Annotated in this window: 14 protein-coding genes and 3 tRNA genes; 4 read left to right on the top strand and 13 right to left on the bottom strand. The window is 61.3% G+C overall.

Annotated features, from left to right (window positions below; all coding sequences use genetic code 11):
• Positions 1–3: 3 nt before the first annotated feature.
• Together ACTQVX_RS02260 and ACTQVX_RS02255 are read right to left on the bottom strand one after the other, a co-directional pair.
• Positions 4–79, bottom strand: a tRNA-Lys gene (locus ACTQVX_RS02260).
• A 22-nt stretch (positions 80–101) separates the two neighbouring features.
• Positions 102–178: transfer RNA gene (locus tag ACTQVX_RS02255), tRNA-His, on the bottom strand.
• 165 nt (positions 179–343) lie between these two features.
• On the opposite strand from ACTQVX_RS02255, the gene ACTQVX_RS02250 reads away from it, so the two are divergent.
• Together ACTQVX_RS02250 and ACTQVX_RS02245 are read left to right on the top strand one after the other, a co-directional pair.
• The gene (locus ACTQVX_RS02250; protein WP_441560069.1) at positions 344–1525 is read left to right on the top strand and encodes a pyridoxal phosphate-dependent aminotransferase; all 1182 of its coding nucleotides are present in this window, start codon (positions 344–346) and stop codon (positions 1523–1525) included.
• Between the two features lie 140 nt (positions 1526–1665).
• Positions 1666–2556, top strand: a complete 891-nt coding sequence (locus ACTQVX_RS02245) for an ROK family protein (protein ID WP_441560067.1) — start codon at positions 1666–1668, stop codon at positions 2554–2556.
• Between the two features lie 113 nt (positions 2557–2669).
• Here ACTQVX_RS02245 and ACTQVX_RS02240 read toward each other — a convergent pair whose 3' ends face one another.
• The 4 genes from ACTQVX_RS02240 to argS all read right to left on the bottom strand — a co-directional run bounded on the left by ACTQVX_RS02240 (position 2670) and on the right by argS (position 10099).
• Positions 2670–3119 carry a VanZ family protein gene (locus tag ACTQVX_RS02240; RefSeq protein WP_441014778.1) on the bottom strand — a complete coding sequence of 150 codons (450 nt, stop codon included), beginning with the start codon at positions 3117–3119 and terminating at the stop codon, positions 2670–2672.
• A gap of 6 nt (positions 3120–3125) precedes the next feature.
• Complete coding sequence (locus tag ACTQVX_RS02235) at positions 3126–4574, bottom strand: hypothetical protein (RefSeq protein ID WP_441560065.1); 1449 nt, start codon at positions 4572–4574, stop codon at positions 3126–3128.
• A 312-nt stretch (positions 4575–4886) separates the two neighbouring features.
• Positions 4887–7265, bottom strand: a complete 2379-nt coding sequence (gene rho / locus ACTQVX_RS02230) for a transcription termination factor Rho (RefSeq protein ID WP_441560063.1) — start codon at positions 7263–7265, stop codon at positions 4887–4889.
• Positions 7266–8245: 980 nt separating this feature from the next.
• Positions 8246–10099, bottom strand: a complete 1854-nt coding sequence (gene argS, locus ACTQVX_RS02225) for an arginine--tRNA ligase (RefSeq protein WP_427727932.1) — start codon at positions 10097–10099, stop codon at positions 8246–8248.
• Positions 10100–10441: 342 nt separating this feature from the next.
• Here argS and ACTQVX_RS02220 point away from each other — a divergent pair, with 342 nt between their 5' ends.
• Positions 10442–10927, top strand: coding sequence for a CarD family transcriptional regulator (locus tag ACTQVX_RS02220; RefSeq protein ID WP_154518254.1), 486 nt, complete (start codon positions 10442–10444; stop codon positions 10925–10927).
• Positions 10928–11811: 884 nt separating this feature from the next.
• Here ACTQVX_RS02220 and ACTQVX_RS02215 read toward each other — a convergent pair.
• Positions 11812–12411: an HD domain-containing protein gene (locus ACTQVX_RS02215; RefSeq protein WP_427747469.1), complete on the bottom strand. Its 600-nt coding sequence runs from the start codon at positions 12409–12411 to the stop codon at positions 11812–11814.
• A gap of 171 nt (positions 12412–12582) precedes the next feature.
• Entirely contained in the window at positions 12583–13869 is a 1287-nt protein-coding gene (locus ACTQVX_RS02210; protein WP_441546408.1) for a glutamate-5-semialdehyde dehydrogenase, read from the bottom strand.
• Positions 13870–13982: 113 nt separating this feature from the next.
• Here ACTQVX_RS02210 and ACTQVX_RS02205 point away from each other — a divergent pair, with 113 nt between their 5' ends.
• Complete coding sequence (locus ACTQVX_RS02205) at positions 13983–15401, top strand: alpha/beta fold hydrolase (RefSeq protein ID WP_441546407.1); 1419 nt, start codon at positions 13983–13985, stop codon at positions 15399–15401.
• A gap of 99 nt (positions 15402–15500) precedes the next feature.
• Here ACTQVX_RS02205 and proB read toward each other — a convergent pair whose 3' ends face one another.
• The 5 genes from proB to ACTQVX_RS02180 form a co-directional block, all read right to left on the bottom strand.
• On the bottom strand, positions 15501–16628 hold the full coding sequence (proB, locus tag ACTQVX_RS02200) for a glutamate 5-kinase (protein ID WP_441546406.1): 1128 nt from the start codon (positions 16626–16628) through the stop codon (positions 15501–15503).
• Positions 16629–16707: 79 nt separating this feature from the next.
• Positions 16708–18213, bottom strand: a complete 1506-nt coding sequence (locus ACTQVX_RS02195; protein ID WP_441546405.1) for a nicotinate phosphoribosyltransferase — start codon at positions 18211–18213, stop codon at positions 16708–16710.
• Positions 18214–18297: 84 nt separating this feature from the next.
• Positions 18298–18756, bottom strand: coding sequence for a hypothetical protein (locus ACTQVX_RS02190; RefSeq protein WP_441546404.1), 459 nt, complete (start codon positions 18754–18756; stop codon positions 18298–18300).
• A gap of 65 nt (positions 18757–18821) precedes the next feature.
• Positions 18822–18894 (bottom strand) — tRNA-Ala (locus tag ACTQVX_RS02185).
• Positions 18895–19126: 232 nt separating this feature from the next.
• A complete protein-coding gene (locus ACTQVX_RS02180; protein ID WP_441546403.1) occupies positions 19127–20065 on the bottom strand; it encodes a radical SAM protein in 939 nt (312 codons plus the stop codon).
• Positions 20066–20181 lie beyond the last annotated feature (116 nt).

Raw genomic sequence — 20181 nt, 5'->3', positions numbered from 1 at the left:
GTGTGGTGGGCCGTCAGGGGGTCGAACCCTGGACCTTGGGATTAAGAGTCCCCTGCTCTACCAACTGAGCTAACGACCCGATATCAACACGAAGCAAGAACTGGGGTGGGTAAAGGGACTCGAACCCTCGACCTACGGGACCACAACCCGTCGCTCTAGCCAACTGAGCTACACCCACCGTGTCCTGTGCGCTTCGCGCTCGACTATTATTGCAAGGAACGCCACGCGACGCAAGCCCCAATTTTCAAGAATTTTGAAAAGAGTTTTTCGGATCCATTTCGAGCAAATCCCACCGGTTCCATAGGAGTAAACTTGCCCCACCCCGATGTTCGAAAGGACAAGCATGAAAGAACTCTCCAATCGCACGGCAACGTTTACCGATTCGGTCATCCGCCGCATGACGCGCATCTCCGATATGTACGGCGCCGTCAACCTCTCGCAGGGCTTCCCCGACTTTGATCCCCCAGCGCAGCTGCTCAAGAGCCTGAACACCATCGCCACCGATCCCAAACCGCTCTACCACCAGTACTCCATCACCTGGGGCTCCCAGGCCATGCGCGAGGCGCTTGCCGCCAAACAGGAGCACTTTATGGGCATACCGATCGACCCCAACCAGAACATCGTGGTCACTTGCGGCTCCACCGAGGCCATGATGGCTGCCATGATGACGGCCACCAACCCCGGCGACAAGGTCGTCATCTTCTCGCCGTTCTACGAGAACTACGGCGCCGACACAATCCTTTCGGGTGCCGAGCCCATCTACGTGCCGCTCAACCCGCCCACATTCGACTTTGACCGCGAGACACTCGAGGCGGCCTTCCGCGACAACGACCCCAAGGCCATCGTCCTGTGCAACCCTTCCAATCCCTGCGGCAAGGTCTTTACGCGCGATGAGCTCACCTTTATCGCCGATCTCTGCAAAAAGTACGACGCCTACTGCATCACCGACGAGGTGTACGAGCACATCGTCTACGCGCCCCACGAGCACGTCTATATGGCCACGCTGCCCGGCATGTTCGAGCGCACCATCAGCTGCAGTTCGCTGTCCAAGACGTACTCCATCACCGGCTGGCGTCTGGGCTACACCATCGCCCCGGCCCAGATTACCGAGCGCATCAAGAAGGTCCACGACTTCCTCACTGTAGGTGCCGCCGCTCCCCTGCAGGAAGCTGTCGTCACCGCCCTCAACTTCGACGACAGCTATTACCAGGAGGTCCTCGATCTCTACACAGCCAAGCGCGATCTGTTCTGTCAGGGGCTCGATAGCATTGGTCTTGAGCATAACGTGCCGCAGGGCGCCTACTACGTCATGATGGACATCTCTGAGTTTGGCTATGACAGCGACCTCGACTTCTGCGAGGACCTCGCGTCTAAGGTGGGCGTGGGCGCCGTGCCCGGCTCGAGCTTCTTCCGTGAGCCCGTCAACCATCTGATTCGCCTCCACTTTGCCAAGCGAGACGAGACGATTAACGCGGCGCTGGAGAACCTCAAGTCGCTACGCGATAAAATCAAGCCTCGCGGGTAAGGACGGCCCGGCAACTGAAGCACCCAAAGAAGCCCCGCACCGCACGCGCGTTGTGGGGCTTCTTTTTATAGCGCTTTCTTATTTTATTTAAAGCGCTATACTTTAGTCACGGAACAACTCGTCCCAGGGGGAGGAATACTATGACAGAGCAGCCGCTTATCGGAGCGCTCGAGGCCGGCGGCACCAAGATGGTCTGTGCCACGGGCTATGCAGACGGTACGGTTCTGGAGCGTGAGCAGATCGCAACCACGACCCCGCAGGAGACCGTTGAGACCGTCAACGCATGGTTTGCAAACAAGGGCATCGCCGCGCTGGGTATCGGCGCCTTTGGCCCCACTGCAGTCAACCCTGCCTCGCCCCAATACGGCAAGATCTTGGAGACGCCCAAGACGGCATGGCGCTACTTTGACCTGCTGGGCACCATCCAAAACGAGCTCAATATTCCCTGTGGCTACGATACCGACGTCAACGTCGCCTGCTTGGGCGAGGTCAGCTTTGGTTGCGCCCAGGGCCTCACCGACGTGGTGTATCTGACCATCGGCACCGGTGTGGGCGCCGGCGTGCTCTCGGGCGGCCAACTCGTGCACGGCATGATGCATCCCGAGGCCGGCCATATCCTGGTCACGCGCGATCCGCGCGACACCATCGGCGAGCACAGCGGCTGCCCCTTCCACGACAACTGCCTCGAGGGCCTCATCGCAGGCCCCGGCATTAAAAAGCGCTGGGATGGCAAAAGCGCCGGAGACATGGCCGATGACCCGGAGGCCATGGACCTGCTCGCAGGCTACCTGGCACAGGCACTCATGACCTACACGCTGTGCTATGCGCCGCAAAAGATCATCATCGGCGGCGGCGTAGCCGACCACACCCCCATCGTGCCGCTCGCCCGCAAAAAGTGCGCCGAGATGCTCAACGGCTATATCGTCACGCCCGAGGTCAATGACATCGATACCTTCATTGTCAACAACAGCCTCGAGGGTAAGCAGGGCATCATGGGTTGTCTGGCCCTTGGCGCACAGGCGCTCCAGTAAAAGGTGCACCAACGACACACGGTATTGCCGGGCCCGTATAACGCGCAGACAACGCTATCGCGTCCTGCAGGGCCCCCAAACGCACAAGGCCGTCTAGGACCAAGCAAAACGTCCTAGGCGGCCTTTTTGGTGCATACAAGCGATCGGAGGAGATATCGGAGCACGACGCCGGTAGCCGCTCCGCAGCAGTCAATCATCACGTCGGTAATCATACCGGCGCGCCCCGGCACAAATAACTGAATCGTCTCGTCGATTGAGGGGACCAGCAACAGAAAAACCACCGTGGGAAGCAGTCTGTCAAAAGTGCGTCGACCCTCGATATCAAAGGCATGTGTCACCAAAACACCGAGCACCATATACTCGGTAAAGTGTGCGCACTTGCGGACGACAAAGTTGGTTACCCATTCATACGGCAGGCTCAAGCTATGCAGAAACCCGCGGACGTCCTCCATGATCGCCAAGCTCAGTGAGCCGGACCCCGTGCCGGGAACCAGTGAATTGCCCCAGATCAGCAACACCATGACGCAGGCCGCAACCGCCCACTTACGATCGATCTTAATCATGCAGAACTAGGCCTCGGCACGAAGCGGCGTAAAACTGGCGGTACCGCCCTCGATAACACTCAAATAGGCACGGCCCGTACGCTTGGCGGTAGAGGACTGCAGGCGCTCGATCTCTTCCTCAAGGATCTGATTGACGCGCTCATGGCGACGGTTTTCCATAACGCCGGCGGCGATAGCCTCGGCGCGCTCGATACTCTCGCGCGAGATACGCGCGGTATCCTCGGGAAACACGGAGCTGTGGCGGCCGACATAGACGGGAGCAACAGACACAGGTGAGGCCGCAGGCGTGGGCATCGGCGCGGGAGCGGGCTCGGCAACCTCGGCCATGATCGCCATAGCGGCGGCCCACATGTCCTCGTGACCCGAATAATCGGCCATGGGGATATCTTCCTCGAGGGAGGCATCGGGGAGACTGTCGGTATCCACGCGATTCTGGGCATCGATAGAAGCAGTGATGGCGGCGGGCTCGTCCAAATCGGCGAGATCCACACCCTTGGCATCGGAAATGATGGGCATGCTGGCGAGCTTGGCGTTGTACGGCACCGCCTCCGCGGCCTGCATTTGGGCCGAAGCGCCCCAAAGCGAGCTTTCGGCAGCACGACGAGCGGCGATGGTCTCCTCGTCGACAACCAGGGGCTCATCGGCAAAGGGGTCGGCGACAGGAGCCGGCTGAGCTGCGCCCTGCTGGCCGGTCGAAGCGGCCGCCGCGGCAGAGGCGTACGCAGCCGACGAAGCACCGTTATAGGCGGCATTGTTGGCGGCGTTGGCCACAAGCGCGACAAAAGCGGCGGTGCTGCCCGCAGGGGCGGCATGAGAGCCCGAGACGGCACGTGCGGCAGCAGCGATGTCGTCGCGGTTATAGGAGCCAGTCTTTCCACCGTTTGTGAGCTCGTCAATTGCGACCTGATAGACATCGCGCGAGCGAGCGGGATCGCAGCTAACCGGCGAATCGTCGTCGAGCATGCTATCGATCATAGCCCAGGCATCGGCCTCGTCCATGGCATTGGCGGCACGGGCGATGGTCGGAACGCCATCATCGGCGTGACGGCGCTGAAACGCGCCGGTCAGACCGGAGAGAAGCGAAGAGGATTGACCCTGCTCGTCCAAAGTGACAGGAGCAGCAGCCCGGGGAGCAGCCTCCTCCTGCTGAACGGGAATAGAGGCGGTCTTGAACTCGTTGTAGGTCCGACTAAACTGAGCGGCGCCGCCCACGGCATCGGGCTCAAACAGGCGGCCATCGTGCTCCGCACGATACTCAGAGATACCCAGCGAGGCGGCATAGATACCCACGCCGGCCACTGCGCCCACGGCAAAGGGAACAGCACCCGCGACAACCGTCTCGTTGATTGACGAAAACGGCAGTGTAGCGGCATACACGACCACGGGTGCGGCAAGGCCGATCCCGCAGGATAGTCCGGCAAGGACTGCTCGTTGTGTTGCATCAGAAGAAGCCATGAGCTCTCCCCATCTTCCAGCACCCAAATCGCGTCATTCAGTTGGCTGCGCGAGAGAAGATGAAGCGGGGCTATGCCCCAAAGCAACGGTATATGGTTCGTTTCATCTGCGTTTTCCGTCGCGAAGCTTAACTGCTATTATGCGAAACCCCCTTGGGGATTGCAAGCGACGAAGCGGAATTGAAACGGGGAAATCGCTGCTTGCCGGTCGTGAGGTCAATAATCGTTGGCGAGCGGCTATACGAAAAGGGCCAGGATCCAAACCCCGGCCCTTCTGGCATGTCTATGGTTGCTGCCGCGTGCAGCGGACGGACTAGAACGTCTGCTCGTAGTCGCTGTGCTTTTTAGCCGAACGCACCAAAAATTCCTGGTTGGTATTAGTGCCCTTAAGGCCCTTGATAAACGACGCTGCCGCGCGCTCGGTATTGTTCATGCCGGCGAGGATGCGGCGCAGGCCAAAGACAAACGGGCGCATTTGCTCGTCGACCAACAGGTCCTCGTTGCGCGTGCCCGAGGCAACGGGGTCGATGGCCGGGAAGATGCGGCGGTCGGCCAGATCGCGATCGAGCTTGAGCTCCATGTTGCCGGTGCCCTTGAACTCCTCAAAGATGACCTCGTCCATCTTGGAGCCGGTATCGATAAGGGCGGAAGCAAGGATGGTGAGTGAGCCGCCGTTTTCGATATTGCGGGCAGCACCCAGGAAGCGCTTGGGCGGATACAGGGCCGCCGAATCGACGCCGCCCGAAAGGATGCGGCCCGAGGCGGGCGCCGCCAGGTTGTACGCACGGGCAAGACGCGTGATGGAGTCGAGCACCACCACGACGTCGCCGCCCAACTCCACGATGCGCTTGGCGCGCTCGATGACGAGCTCGGCCACGCGGGTATGGTTGTCGGCGGGCATATCGAAGGTGGAGGCCACGACCTCGCCCTCAATGGAGCGCTGCATATCGGTGACCTCTTCGGGGCGCTCGTCGACGAGCAAGCAGATGAGGTGCACCTCGGGATTGTTGATCGAGATAGACTGGCAGATCTTCTTGAGAATCGTGGTCTTACCGGCCTTGGGCGGTGACACGATCAGGCCACGCTGGCCCTTGCCGATCGGCGACACGATATCGATGGCGCGACCGGTAATGGAATCCTTGCCATGCTCCATGCGCAGTGGCTCATTGGGGTAAACCGGCGTGAGATCGCCGAACTTGGGGCGGTTACGGGCCTGCTCAGGATCAAGACCGTTGACGGTCGTAATTTTGGCGAGACCGGCACGCTTGTCGCCGCCGCGCGAGGGACGAAGCGAACCCTCGATCACGTCGCCCGTGCGCAGACGCGCGGAGCGGATGAGGTAGGCGGGCACGAAGGCGTCGTCATTGGACTTCATGTAGCCGTGGGCATGGATGATGCCGGAGCTGTCCGGGCGAATCTGCAGGATGCCCTTAATATCGCGGAAGCCCTCGGCCTTCGCGGCTGTGGTGTAGATCTCTTCGACGAGCTCGGCCTTCTTCTTGCCGGTCGTCTCGATCTCGAACTCCTTGGCCTTCTCGCGCAGCTCGGCGACCTTCATGGCCGCGAGCTCCTCGCGCGAAAGCGTGGGCTCAGTCGGAGCAGCATTGCGCTCCTTATTGCGCTGTTTGCGGTCGCGCTGGCGGCTGCGGCGGTCGTTGTTACGATCATCCTTGCGCTCGCTGCGCTCATCGTTGCGCTTGTGCTGACGGCGGTTGGGGCGGGAACCCTCTTCGGCCTCAGCGCTCTCGACGGCAGGCGTCGTGGGCGCATCGGCGGTCGCCGGGGTCTCGCCGTCCGACTTAGCGTCGGACTCGGGCTGTTGCTCAGCATCCCCCTGCTGTTCGGCAGACTTGGTCTTGGAAGATTTCTTGCGCGTGCGCTTGGGCTTCTCGCCTGCCAACCGATCGGTGCCCTCCGTCTCGGGAGTCGTGTCGACACTCGCCTCGGTAGACTCAGCTACCGCAGATTCGGCGCCGGACTTCGCCTCTGCCTTAGCTGGGCGTTTGGCTGCGGTGTGACGGCTGCGCCCGGGACGAACGTCGGCAGACTCGGCAGCGGCAGAAACAGCGACCTCAGGAACATCAGCGCCCTCGGCCGAAACCACGGCAGCCGTTGTAGGCTCGACGAACGCCGGGGCATCTTGGACAGAAGCCGCGGCAGCGGCCGCCTTCTCCGCCTCGACAAATGCCTTGGGCTTGCGGCCGCGGCGATGCGGGCGCAAAGCAGGATCGACGACAAATGCACCGCCGGCCTCGGCAGGCACGACAGACTCAGCAGAGGAAGCGTCCTCCCCCGCCGCAGAGCGAACCGGGGTCTCGGCGGCATCGGACGAAACCTGCTCGGCAGCCTGCTGGACCTTGGCCGCCGTGCGACGGCGCGTGCGCGGAGCCGGCGTTTCTGCTACCTGCTCGGGAGCCGGAGCCGAAGGCGCCTCGGGGGCGGACGGAGCCGCGAGTTCGGTCAGAGCCGCGGCATCGCGCTCGGCGGCACGACGGCGAGCACGAACAACCTGGGCTTCGCTGATCTGCGCAAGCGCGCGGGCCTGCGCAACCTCATCTGAAAGCGGCGCCGAAACCTCGGCGGAAACCGGACGCTTGGCACGCGTCGTGCGCGTGGTACGGCGTTTGGGCTTTGCAGCCTCATCGCCATCCGCAGCGGGCTTGGGCACACGACGCGTGCGCTTGGGCTTCACGGGCGCAGCCTCCTCCCCGGTAGCAGGCGCGACGGGAACAGGCTTCTCACTCAAAGCCGAGGCAGCGTTCTGGTGTGTCTCGGGGACCGACGCCTGCGACGGTGCGGGTTTCGCGATCTGGTCCAACGAAACCGGTGCAGCGGGAGTGGTTTGTGCCGTGCTTATTTCATTTTCTTGCTGTTGATCAGACACAGTGTTTGCTCAACTTTCTTTTAAAGCCCTGTGATCACATGCTCCCTGCATAAACCTTCAGGGCGGCTAAACAGTCTAGCTCCGTTCAAAACAAAACGGGCATCATTGATCTGTATCGAGATGATTACGTCAAATACGCAGCGTTAGTGTAACACAACCGCCACCACCTGCAACTTAGTCATTGGACGTTCTTATACAACTGGTCAAAAGGGACACTCTCCCTCAAAAGCGCTTCCTCTGTCGCACCAGAGGAGTGAAGCCGTGGCATCCGGAATAGCCGCGCCACGAAACGCGCCTATCTACTACGTTTGACCCGCGACCCCTGACCATCCCCTCGATCTTCCTAAAATCGCAAGCCCGCTACCTGCGGTTTTAATATCGTACTTTTCGGCATGGTTCGGGGTATGCGACTAAACGTAGTAGATAAGCCCGATTCGTGGCGGATGGTTTCGCACCGCTCTCCCACCGGACAAAAATGATCCGTTTTCCTCCGTCCCCAAGGGGTCGTTTTCAAAACGATCGCGGATTACGGTGCAAGAACGGCGTAAGCCAACCATACCCTGCATTTTTAATATTCGGTAAGCCGTCTACCTGCGATTTTATTTTCGCTGCTGTTGCTATGGTCGCCAGGCAGCGATTCAGCCCCGTAAACCGGTATAGTTGCGTTTTTGTAGCATTTTCCAACACGCCAAAAAGCCCCGCCAAACGCAAAAAGCCCGACCTCCGTATGGAGATCGGGCTTATAGGGTTCAGCAAAGCCAAACCTACACGGTCAAACGACCCGTAGATTACATCTGCTCGGGTGCAGAAACGCCAACCAGAGTGAGCACCAGGGCGAGCGTCACGCGGACGGCGTCGCAAGCGGCCAGACGGGCGCGTGAAAGCTCGGGATCGACGGGACGACCCTCGCTCGGAAGCACCTGGCAGGCAGCGTAGAAGCTGTGGAAGTCGCCGGCGAGCTCCTCGGCAAAGTGCGTCAGACGGAACGGGGCGCGGTCGCGAGCACAGCTGGCAATGAGGTCGGTGAGCTCGTTGAGCTTACGCGAAAGGGCAAGCTCGGTGGGGTCGGTCAGCAGCGAGTAGTCGACGTTCTCGCCGATGGCCTTGGCGGCGACGGCCTTCATGCCCATCTCGTCAGCCTGCTCGGGCGTAACGTCGGCAGCACGGCGCAGAATGGAGCACACACGAGCGTGAGCGTACTGCACGTAGTAGACCGGGTTGGAGTTATCACGCTTCTTAACGGCCTCGATATCGAAGTCGACCATCTGGTTGGAGCTCTTGGAGATGAGCGTGTAACGGGCGGCGTCGGAGCCGACCTCGTCGACGAGCTCCTGCAGGGTCACCATGGTGCCCTTGCGCTTGGACATACGGACGGGCTTGCCGTTGCGCAGCAGGTTGACGAGCTGGCCCAGCAGAACCTCGAACTTGCCGGGATAGCCAAGAGCGTCGCAGACACAGCGGACGCGGTCGATGTAGCCATGGTGGTCGGCGCCCCAGATGTCGATGACGTGGTCGACGCGCTGGAACTTATCCCAGTGATAGGCGACGTCGGAGGCGAAGTAGGTGTACTCGCCGTCGGACTTGATCAGGACGCGGTCCTTGTCGTCGCCCAGGTCGGTGGAGCGGAACCACAGAGCGCCGTCCTTGGTGTAGAGGTAGCCCATCTTGTCGAGCTTCTCGAAAGCGCGGTCGACGGCGGAGGTGCCGGCGGTCTCGCCCTCGGTGTCCTTCACATACAGTGAGCGCTCGGAGAACCAACGATCGAAGTCGCAGTTGACGGCGTGGCAGAGGTTACGCATGTTGTCGACCATCTTTACGTAGCCGCGCTCGCGGAAGCTCTCCATGCGCTCCTGCGGATCGGCGTCGACCCACTTGTCACCGTCGGTGCGCCAGAACTCGGCAGCCTCGTCGATGATGTAGTCGCCGCCGTAGGAATCCTTGCCCAGAGTCTCGGCAAAGTTGTCCTGATACGGATGGGTCTCGGGATGCTCGTCGTTCTCGTCGGCAACAAAGGCATCGCGGTCGGCAATCAGCAGCTTGTGAGCCTCGTCGATATCCACGCCCTGCTTGGCGATGATGTCGGCAAGCTGCATATAGCGTGTGCTGATGGAGTTGCCGAAGGTGTTCATCTGAGAGCCGTGGTCGTTGATATAGAACTCACGCTGGATATCGTAACCGGCATGGTCCATAACGCGGCAGAGGGAGTCGCCCAGAGCGGCCCAACGGCCATGGCCAATATGCATGGGGCCGACGGGGTTGGCGGAGACAAACTCGACCTGGGTCTTCAGGCCGCCGCCGACGTTGGACTTAGCGAAGTCCATACCCTTCTCGCGAGCCTCGCCGAAGATGGCGTTCTTGACGGCGACGGAGAGGTAGAAGTTGATGAAGCCAGGGCCGGCGATCTCGACCTTCTCGATCGCGGGGTCCTCGGGCATATGGGCAACGACGGCCTCGGCGATCTTGCGCGGGGCGCAGTGAGCCAGCTTGGCGGACTTCAGGGCCATGGTGGAGGTCCACTCGCCATGAGAAGTGTCAGCCGGTCGCTCGATAGCGCAATCGTCAAGTTCAAATGCGGAAAGGTCGCCGGCCTCCTGGGCCGCAGCAAGCGCAGCGCGTACCAGCTCTTCAATCTTCTCGGGCATAGATCCTCCTTGTGTTAAAGCCCCCGAGCTCTTGGTCACTCGTAGGGCAAAAGCCAGAGTTTGCAGCACTCTATCACAAGCGGTAACTACTGTCGCAGGGTAAAGTCAATCGATATTGCATATGCACATAATTGACCACAGTTGTCGCAAGGCCATTCAAAGATGGCGGTCTGCCTGCTGGTTGTGCACCCGCCGAAAATGCATAAACATCTGCATGGGCAGCTCAGAATATCGAATACTCTTACCTATCAGATTTGTGTGCTTTTCCTGCATAAAGTAAGGGTTTGCGCACGTCAGCGTGGTATTCTAGACATACGTAAATTCGTATAAGTTGGAGGTAGCATGTTCTCAATCGGTCAACACGTCATTCATCCGGGTCAGGGAGTCTGCACCGTCGTCGGTTTTAGGGAAGACACACCGCAGCCCATGCTGTTGCTCGAGACCAAGCAGGGACATGCGCAGACGATCCTCATGTACCCCGTGGCGCAGGCCGACCGTCTGCATGCCGCCATCTCCCAGCAAGATGCTGAGCACCTACTGAGCCATTACGACGAGCTGGAGTGCGACACCTTTACCGAGCGCAACAGCTCGCTCGAGGAGACGCACTTTAAGCAGCAGCTCAAGCTGGGTGCGCCCGAGACGGTCCGCGTGGCAAAAACCATGATGCACCGTATTCGCCAGGCCGAGGAAGCAGATAAAAAGCCCAGCTCTTACTACATGCGCGTACTCAAGGAAGCCAAGCGCCGCTCCATCGAGGAGATTGCCGTGGCCCTGGGCGTCACCGAGGAAGACGCCGAAGCCCGCCTAGCCCAAGCCGCCCTCAACTAACCTGCCAAAAAGGGACAGGTTTATTTTGGCAGGTTTTATCTGGCCAAACGTCAACAAACAATTGGTAAATGGTCGGGTGCTCCGTTTTGTTTGTAAGCCCCGGCCATTTTTCTATCGCCGCGAAAATGCGTGAAGCCCATTTGTGATGACATCACGCGAGGGCCGCCCAGATCAACGCAAGCAACGCCCGCATCCACAGCAAGCGCGCCCGTCTTGCTCAATTACCATTAAAAAGCATCAATTTGAAAACGCAATAACATTTCGGCAGGTAGCAGCTATAGTCGGTAAACTGAATCTCGACAACCAAAGCCTCCGAATGAGGTATCTTCAGCCCATCCAAGCTAAAGGAGGGGCCATGCCGAGAAAACCTCGTTCAAAGTCACCAACCGGTTATTTCCACGTCACGTTGCGTGGAAACGGAGGGCAATTGCTGTTTGACGATACCGAGGACCGAATCGCTATGCTTCAGATCCTCGATGCAATCCTCCCCAAACACAATATCGAGCTTATCGCTTGGTGCCTTATGGGAAACCATATTCATTTGGCACGGTAATCGTGCAGAGTGTCGCAGGATGCGCTCCGACGGAACTCAAATCTGTCTCCAAGCCATTTCGCAATGAGGCGATTCTCGCGCTTCGAAAACAAGGGCTAACCGTTAAGCAGGTTCAGCTGCTGACAGGACTCGGAACATGGATTATCAAGAACGCGTCCTAGCGTCGCGTTTACCGAGTTACGGATACGGCGAAGCGCAGCTGCCTGCCGCGAGGCGCCGCCATTCGCAAGCGCCACCATGTTAAACAGAAAACACTTCCGCTGAATAACGTCCAACGGAAGCGTCTTCCCAGATAAAACCTACCAAAATAAACCTGTCCCTTTTTGGCAGGTTAGGCCTGGAAGGTGTCGCGGTCGGGCGCGAAGGACTGCATGGCCGCGATGGTGCGGTCGAAAAGCTCGGGGAGCTCCCAACCCAGCATCTCGGCGCCCTGCGTAATCACGTCGCGCGAGCAGCCGGCGGCAAAGCGCTTGTCCTTAAACTTCTTCTTGAGCGACTTGGTCGTAAAGTCCATGACGCTCTTGCTCGGACGCATGATCACGGCAGCCCCGATCAGGCCGGTAAGTTCGTCGCAGGCAAACAGGATCTTTTCCATCTGCAGCTCGGGCTTGGGCAGCGAGGTGTTGAAGTCCGAGGTATGCGTCTGGATGGCGCGGATGAGCTCGGGCGATGCGCCCTCGCCCTCGAGGATCTCGGCCGCATAGATGGTGTGGTTCACGGGGTCGTCCTCATGCTCCTCCCAATCCAAGTCGTGCAGCAGGCCGACGATGCCCCAAAACTCCTCGTTCTCGGGGTCGAACTCGCGCGCAAAGTAGCGCATGGTGCCCTCGACCGTCTCGCCGTGGGTGATGTGGAACGGGTCCTTGTTGTGCTCGTTGAGCAGTTCGAACGCGCGGTCACGGGTGATTCCGGCGGAAAGCGTCTGGGACATGGCAATACCTCCAGGTGAGTCGGTGCTAGGACACGGTGTCACTATCGTATATCGCCGCGGCTCAAGCCGAAAGGCAGAAAAGGCATACGGAGAAAAAAGCCGGGCGAACGCGTCGCCCGGCAAAACCGCAGATAAAACCTGCCAAAATAAACCTGTCCCTTTTTGGTAGGTTTAGGGGCGGATCTGGCCGGTGCCGCGGAGCTTGTATTTGTAGGTGGTGAGAGCCTCGGCGGCAAAGGGGCCGCGGGCGTGGAGCTTTTGGGTCGAGATGCCGATCTCGGCGCCCAGGCCAAACTCGCCGCCGTCAGTAAAGCGCGTGCTGGCGTTGGCATACACGGCCGAGGCATCGATCTCATCCAAAAAGCGCTCGCAAGCGTCCGCGTCCTCGGCGATGATGGCCTCGGAATGCATAGTGCCATAGCGGTTGATGTGCGCGATGGCCTCGTCCTCGTTCGCCACGACCTTCATGCTCATCTCGAGCGCCAGGTACTCGCGGCCCCAGTCCTCCTCGGTCGCGGCCACGTAGTCGTCGCCCTCGGCAAGACCGGCGTCGGCGCATGCGGCACACGCGGCCTCGTCTCCGTGAATCAGCACGCCGTGGTCGTGCAGAACGGCCACGACCGCCGGCAAAAACGAATCTGCCACGGCGCGGTCCACAAGCAGCGACTCGGCGGCGTTGCACACACCCACGCGCTGGGTCTTGGCATTAACGATAATGTTGAGCGCCTTGTCAAAGTCGGCCGACTCATGCACGTAGATGTGGCAGTTTCCCGTGCCCGTCTCGATAACCGGCACAAGCGACTCGCGCACGCAGCGCTGGATCAGGCCCGCACCGCCACGCGGAATAAGCACGTCGACGATGCCGCGAAGCTTCATGAGCTCGCCGGTGGCCTCGCGGTCGGTGGACTCGATCATCGAGATAGCCTCGCGCGGGAAACCCTTGGCCTCGAGCGCATCGGCCAGCAGCTCGGCAATCATGGCACACGAGTGATAGGCCAGCGAACCGCCGCGCAGAATGCAGGCGTTGCCGGTGCGGATGCAGATGCCCGCGGCATCGGCCGTCACGTTGGGGCGCGCCTCATAGACCATGGCGACCAGGCCCAGCGGCACGCTCACGCGGGTCAGGTCCACACCGCTTGCAAGTACGCGGTGGTCGAGCACGCGGCCGACAGGATCGGGCAGCTCAGCGAGCTTCTCCAGGCCGGCGGCCATGCCCTCGACGCGCTCGGGCGTCAGCAGCAGACGGTCGAGGAGCCCCGCCGAGGTCCCCGCATCGCGCGCAGCGGACATATCGAGCTCGTTGGCGGCGACGATGGAATCGACGCCATCGCGCAGCGCCGCGGCCATGGCGCGCACGGCCTCCTGGCGCTGCTCGTCGCTCGCCGTGGCAAGCGAGGCCGACGCTGCCTTGGCGGCAACGGCAAGATCGTGGACATACGTGGCTATATCGACCGACATGGGCGGCCCTTTCTCTTAGAAGTTTGCCAACCATGGTAGCCGATTTGTGCATGCCCTCGCGCATGGCGGTAGAATTGGTCAACCCGAAACACCGCAACGAACGGAAGTACCGCATGGCCCTCATCACTTCGTACCACGTCCCCGGCCTCTATGTCGAGGACCACAGCATCGACGTCCCCTTGGATTGGCGCGGCCTGGAGCCGATGCTTTTGGCCTTCGGCAGCACCATGCGCCGCGGCGCCATGCCGGCGCCCATCGCCGGCGCACCCGAGAGCATCAAGCTTTTCTACCGCGTGGTTTGCGCTCCCGACCGTATCAACGACGACCTGCCACTCCTCCTCTTTTTGCAGGGCGGCCCCGGCGGTGAGAGCCCGCGTCCGCTGTCGCCCACAAGCGACGGCTGGATCGAGGAGGCCGTCAAGCACTTCCGCGTCGTCCTGCCCGACCAGCGCGGTACCGGGCGCAGCAGCTGTGTAGACGGGCGCACGATTGCCGCACTGGGCGAGCGCGCCGAGGCGGCAGGCTCCGATGCGGCCCGCTCGCAGGCGGATTTTCTCAAGCGCCACCTCGCCAGCTCCATCGTGCGCGACTTTGAGTACCTGCGCCTGGTGGGCTTTGGCGGCAAGCCCTGGGTCACACTCGGCCAGAGTTACGGTGGCTTTTTGACGTTGAGCTATCTGTCGCTCTTCCCCGAGGGCGTGGCGGCGAGCTTTACCTGCGGCGGCATTCCGCACGTACCGGCGAGTGCCAGCGAGGTCTACGCGCACACCTTCCCGCGTATGGCGGCCAAGACTCAGCAGTATTACGACCGCTACCCCGCCGACGTCGAGCGCGTGGCGGCCCTGGCAGATGCCCTCGAGGAGCAAAAGCCCGCGCTGCCCGACGGCTCGCCGATGACGGTCGAGCGCCTGCAACTCATGGGCAGCGACTTTGGCATGAAGCCGAGCTTTGAGCGCATGCACTGGATTATCGACCATGCTTTTGTTGACGGCGACGGCACGTTGAGCTGCGGATCCTCGGTATCAGAAAGCTTTTTGATGCGCGCCTTCGAGCGCACCAACACGCGCACGAATCCGCTGTACTGGACGCTGCAGGAATTCATCTACGCCGATGGCGACACGATGCCCATTGGCTGGGCAGCCGCCGAGGAAAAGGCCCATCGTGCCGAGTTCGACACCCTCGCGCGCCCGCTCATGTTTACCGGCGAGGCCATGTTCCCGTGGATGTTTGAGCAGATGCCCGAGCTCAAGCCCTTCAAGCCCGCCATGGACCTGCTGATGGAAGACACCAGCTGGGACAAGATCTACGACCCGCAGCGCCTGGCCTGCAACGAGGTGCCGCTCCAAGCCGCGGTGTATTTCGACGACATGTACGTGGATTCGGGCCTGCAGCTCGACACGCTCAGCCGCGTGGGCAACTCACACGCCTGGGTGACCAACGAGTTCGAGCACGACGGCCTGCACGGCAGCATGGTGTTCAAGCACCTCTTCGACGAGGCCCTCAACCGCGGAGACCTGCGCCAGATCTTCTAGCATAGGAGTGCCCCCACCTGCCGGCACATAAGAAACGCCCCCAAGTGCCGGCACGAGAAAGACAGCGCTGCGGGAAACGATCCGCAGCGCTGTCTTTCTTTATGCAAACACGATCAAGTTGTCTCGGTGGATCGCGGGCTTCTCGGCCAAGTCTGCCAGCAAGCGGTTGCCGGCAATCTGGTCCTGGCGGCGTCCGGCTGCAAGCTCCAGCACGTCCGAATCGGCCTCGGCGATACCGCGGGCGACAACCATGCCGCTCAGGTCGCACACGTCGAGCACATCGCCCTCGGCAAACGTGCCATCGACCTCGCGAATACCCACCGCAAGCAGGGAAGAACCGCGGCTGACCAGCGCCTTCGCGGCGCCGTCATCGACCGTCACCGAGCCATGCGCCTTGTCGCCCAGTGCAATCCACAGCTTGCGGGGCGCAATGTCCAGGCGCTCCGCCGGCGGATCGAACAGCGTACCCACGCTCTCGCCGCGGGCAAGGCGCACGAGCGCATCGGGCTCCTCGCCCGAGCAAATCACGCTCTGAATGCCCGCCGTCATCAGGATGCGGCTCGCGCGGATCTTGGTAATCATGCCGCCTGTGCCAACCGATGTGGAAGAATCGCCCGCCGAGGCAATGATCTTGGCATCGATCCTATGCACGACTGGGACGAACTCGGCCGTGGGGTCCTCGTGCGGATTGGCGGTATAGAGGCCATCGATGTCCGAGAGCGTCACGCACAGGTCGGCAGAAACCAGGCAGCCCACAAGCGCCGCCAGCGTGTCGTTGTCGCCAAACTTGATCTCGTCGACGGTAACGGTGTCGTTCTCGTTGACGACCGGCACCACGCCCAGTTCCACCAGACGCAGCAGCGCGTCGCGCGCGTGCAGATAGGACGTGCGACGGGCCGTGTCGTGACGCGTGAGCAGCACGAGCGAGGTAAGCAGGTCGCGCGCATGGAACTCCTCGTCGTAGGCCGATGAGATGATGCACTGACCGGCCGAGGCGCAGGCCTGCAGGCTCGGCAGGTCACCGACCGGTTTGCGGTCAAAGCCCAGCACGGGATAGCCACAGGCAATGGCGCCCGAACTCACCACGACCAGACGCCAGCCGAGTTTGCGCAGGGCAGCAGCCTGATCGGCAAGCCCGCCGATAAAGGCGCGGTTGACCTTGCCATCGGCGCCCACCACCGTGGACGAACCGATCTTTACCACCATCGTTTTATAAGAAGTCGTCATACGTCAAACCAATCAACTGTTGAGGGTTCGGGCGAGCTGACGGCCGAGGGAACGTAATTCCACCCTACACCCAAGATAATTAGCGAGCCCAGGGGAAGGCAGAAGCCGCGGCCATATTCTTGCGCACGAGCTCGTCACGCACCTGCGCCAGGCCCTGCTCCATGCCCACCACATAGGTCTGCGGGTACAGGAAACGCTTGTAGACCGGATCCAGATGGTCCAGCGCCCAAGCGCAACGCTCGCGTGCGGCCTCGATGCTCTCGCGCGGGGCAACAGCGCTGCCGTCGCGCACGATCGGCGCCAGCAGCTCGCGATACTCAAGCTCGGACACGTCGGTCACCAGGGCGGCATCGTTCACGGCCACGAGGGTATTGCCGCGCGCGGCGCCCTCCCCCGCCAGATGGTCCTCGTCATAGATCATGTCGCAGACCGGGCCGCCAAAGCCGTCGTAATAGCGGCGCACGCGCTGCACGCCCGGAATCGTGCGCTTGTAGGGCTGCTCGGAGAGCTTGACCACCGGCGTCCACGAGTCCGTCTCGCTCGCACGGCGGGCGGAAAGCTTGTACACGCCGCCCAGCGCCGGTTGGTCGTAGCAGGTCGCGAGCTTAGTGCCCACGCCAAAGCTATCGATGGGCGCGCCCTGGTCGAGCAGCGACTGAATCGTGTATTCATCCAGATCGTTGGAAACCGAGATCCCCACATAGGGTAGGCCCTCGGCATCAAAACGGCCGCGGACATACTTGGAGAGTTTGGCCAGGTCGCCTGAGTCGATGCGAATGGCCGACAGACGCTCGCCCGCCGCCTCCATCTCCTTGGCAACCGTAATGGCATGCTCGCAGCCCTCGCGCACATCATAAGTGTCAATGAGCAGCGTGCAGTTCTTAGGGCTCGACTTGGCAAAGGCACGGAAAGCCTCGAGCTCGGAATCGAAGCTCATCACCCAGCTGTGCGCATGCGTGCCAAAGACGGGAATACCGTAGCGGCGACCGGCGAGCACATTGGACGTAGAGGAACAGCCGGCAACGTAGCTCGCGCGCGCGACGGCCAGACCGCCATCGGGACCCTGGGCGCGGCGCAGGCCAAACTCGGCCACGGGACGGCCGTCCGCCGCCAGCACCACGCGCGCCGTCTTGGTGGCGACAAGCGTCTGGAAGCCGACGATGTTGAGCAGCGCCGTCTCGAGCAGCTGGCACTCCAGCGCGGGGCCGGTGACGCGCACCATGGGCTCGCGCGGAAAGACGAGCTCGCCCTCGGGGACGGCGTCGATGTTTACATGCGCACGAAAACCGCGCAGGTAGTCGAGGAATTCGGGCTTAAACATCGCGCCGCCGGCCGGGGCCTGGAGCGATGCGAGGTAGTCGATATCCTCGGGCGTAAAGCGCAGGTTCTCGACCAGCTCGGGCAGCTCGGCGGTGCCGCACATAACGGCGTAGGCGCTGCCAAACGGATGGTCACGGTAAAACGCCGTAAAACAGCCCTGCTCATTGGCCTTGCCGCTCTCCCACAGGCCCTGGGCCATAGTGAGCTCGTACAGATCGGTGAGCATTGCGATGTCGGTGGGATGCGAGATGTCGGTCAAAGCCATGGGGCGACCTTTCGGATGCGTGGTGCAGAGGTTGAGGGTTGGACGAGAGCAGAGCATGCGGACATGATGCCCGATGCAAATCGGTTAGAGCAGGCCCATGCTGGTCATGATCGTGTAGCCCATAAAGACGACAAACGCGACCAAGGCGAGCGCGATGATGATCTTTTGAGCCGGGGCCATACCGGGGATCTCGCCCTCGGCCGTGGGTTCCTTGGAAGTGACCATACGCTGGGCAAACGTCATCTCGTCACGGCTCGGCTTGGGCTCGGCGGGCTTGGGGCGGGCGGCTTTTTTAGACTGAGGTTTGGGCTCGGCGGGCGCAGGCTTCGCAGCGGCGGGCCTGGGCGCGGGCGCGGGCTTGCGCTCGGATGCGGCGCTCGCGGCAGCCTCCTCGGCCTTCGCATGCTCGGCACGCAGGGCGGCCAGCTCCTCACGCTCGCGCCGGGCCTCTTCCTGGGCCTCGCGGCGGGCCTTCTCGGCGCGGAGCTCTTCCAACTCGGCGCGCTCCTCGTCGGACAATGGTTGGGAATCAAGCTCGGCCATAGTGCAGCCCTTTCTTTTTAAAAAAAGCCGCCGACACAATGTCAGCGGCTTATCAAATCCAAGGGTGGAGACGAAGGGAGTCGAACCCTCGGCCTCTGCCATGCGACGGCAGCGCTCTCCCAACTGAGCTACGTCCCCAGGACAAGTTGATATTTTACCTACGGCTCGCCAACTGTCAACGCCCAATACCCAGTCTTTTTGGGACGGGGCTTTTTTGACTACTTTTCGGATGGTAGCTCGACCCCCACCGGGAGCAGTCTTTTTGGGACGGGGCTATTTTAGCTACCCAGGCAGATAGCGAAAACGATTTGGACGATTAACGGCAGGGGCAGCTAAAATAGCCCCGTCCCAAAAAGACTGCTCAAAAGAGCTACTTTGCGCTGGTGAGGACGCCGGTAGTGTCGAACGCTGGGGTAAAGCTCTCGTCTACCGCGCCGCCCTCTTGCCAGAACATCGTCGTAAAGCCCAGGTCGTCGGCATGGTCGAGCACCCGCTCGTACTCCTCGCGCGTCACGGCTCGCGCCAAGTCGCCGCCCTGCTCGCGCATGAGCGCATTGGGCGTGTACTGGTTCATGACCGAGATAGGCACATCGCCCACCGTCTGCCACACCAGGTCCAGCACGCGACACGAATCGTCCGCATGCCCCGGCAACACCAGGTGACGCACGATCATGCCGCGCTTCATGAGCCCGTCCTCGTCCACCAGCTCTCCCCCACGGCGCTCAATCTCGCGCGCCATTTGCGCCAAACCCGACACGGCCACACGCGGGTAGTCCTTAATGTGGGAGAGCGACTGCGCAAGCCCCGCATCGGCATATTTAAAGTCGGTAAGCCACACATCGACCAGATCGCCGAGCGCCGCCACGGCACTCGCGCGCTCATAACCGCTTGTGTTGTAGACGATTGGAACAACCAGTCCGCGCGCCCGTGCCGCGGCAATCGCTGCCGGCAGCAGGTGCGCGTAGTGCGTCGCCGTCACCAAGTTAATATTGTTCGCACCCTGGTCCTGCAGCTCCAACATAATCTCGACCAGGCGCTCGGGCGAAATTTCAAGCCCAAAATTGCCCGTCGAGATCTCGTGGTTCTGACAATAGACGCATTTGAGCGAGCAGCCGCTAAAGAAGATCGTGCCCGAACCGGCCTCGCCCGAGATAAGCGGCTCCTCCCACATATGAAGCGCCGCACGGGCCACCTTGAGTGTGTCGTTAGCACCGCATACGCCGCGCGCACCCTCATCGCGCGCCGCACCGCAACGCCGCGGACACAAATGGCAGGCGGGCGAAAAAAGTTCGGTCAACGACGTCGGCATAAAAACATGCTCCAAAACAACGATTCAGCAGCTCAAGCGCAAAAGGACCAACCGCGCAGACGGCTCGAGCCCAAGGCGCCGTAATCGTCCGACACGATTTTTGTAATGTCAAGACT

Source organism: Collinsella sp. LCP19S3_A6, assembly GCF_052122015.1.
In the GTDB taxonomy this organism is placed as follows: domain Bacteria; phylum Actinomycetota; class Coriobacteriia; order Coriobacteriales; family Coriobacteriaceae; genus Collinsella.
The sequence above is the reverse complement of the archived record's forward strand: the minus strand, read 5'-3'. Positions and strand labels throughout refer to the sequence as shown.

Excerpts from the sequence above, each read along its gene's own strand:
- ACTQVX_RS02250 (WP_441560069.1), top strand. The coding sequence starts at position 344 with ATGAAAGAACTCTCCAATCGCACGGCAACGTTTACCGATTCGGTCATC.
- ACTQVX_RS02245 (WP_441560067.1), top strand. The coding sequence starts at position 1,666 with ATGACAGAGCAGCCGCTTATCGGAGCGCTCGAGGCCGGCGGCACCAAG.
- ACTQVX_RS02240 (WP_441014778.1), bottom strand. The coding sequence starts at position 3,119 with ATGATTAAGATCGATCGTAAGTGGGCGGTTGCGGCCTGCGTCATGGTG.
- ACTQVX_RS02235 (WP_441560065.1), bottom strand. The coding sequence starts at position 4,574 with ATGGCTTCTTCTGATGCAACACAACGAGCAGTCCTTGCCGGACTATCC.
- argS (WP_427727932.1), bottom strand. The coding sequence starts at position 10,099 with ATGCCCGAGAAGATTGAAGAGCTGGTACGCGCTGCGCTTGCTGCGGCC.
- ACTQVX_RS02220 (WP_154518254.1), top strand. The coding sequence starts at position 10,442 with ATGTTCTCAATCGGTCAACACGTCATTCATCCGGGTCAGGGAGTCTGC.
- ACTQVX_RS02215 (WP_427747469.1), bottom strand. The coding sequence starts at position 12,411 with ATGTCCCAGACGCTTTCCGCCGGAATCACCCGTGACCGCGCGTTCGAA.
- ACTQVX_RS02210 (WP_441546408.1), bottom strand. The coding sequence starts at position 13,869 with ATGTCGGTCGATATAGCCACGTATGTCCACGATCTTGCCGTTGCCGCC.
- ACTQVX_RS02205 (WP_441546407.1), top strand. The coding sequence starts at position 13,983 with ATGGCCCTCATCACTTCGTACCACGTCCCCGGCCTCTATGTCGAGGAC.
- proB (WP_441546406.1), bottom strand. The coding sequence starts at position 16,628 with ATGACGACTTCTTATAAAACGATGGTGGTAAAGATCGGTTCGTCCACG.
- ACTQVX_RS02195 (WP_441546405.1), bottom strand. The coding sequence starts at position 18,213 with ATGGCTTTGACCGACATCTCGCATCCCACCGACATCGCAATGCTCACC.
- ACTQVX_RS02190 (WP_441546404.1), bottom strand. The coding sequence starts at position 18,756 with ATGGCCGAGCTTGATTCCCAACCATTGTCCGACGAGGAGCGCGCCGAG.
- ACTQVX_RS02180 (WP_441546403.1), bottom strand. The coding sequence starts at position 20,065 with ATGCCGACGTCGTTGACCGAACTTTTTTCGCCCGCCTGCCATTTGTGT.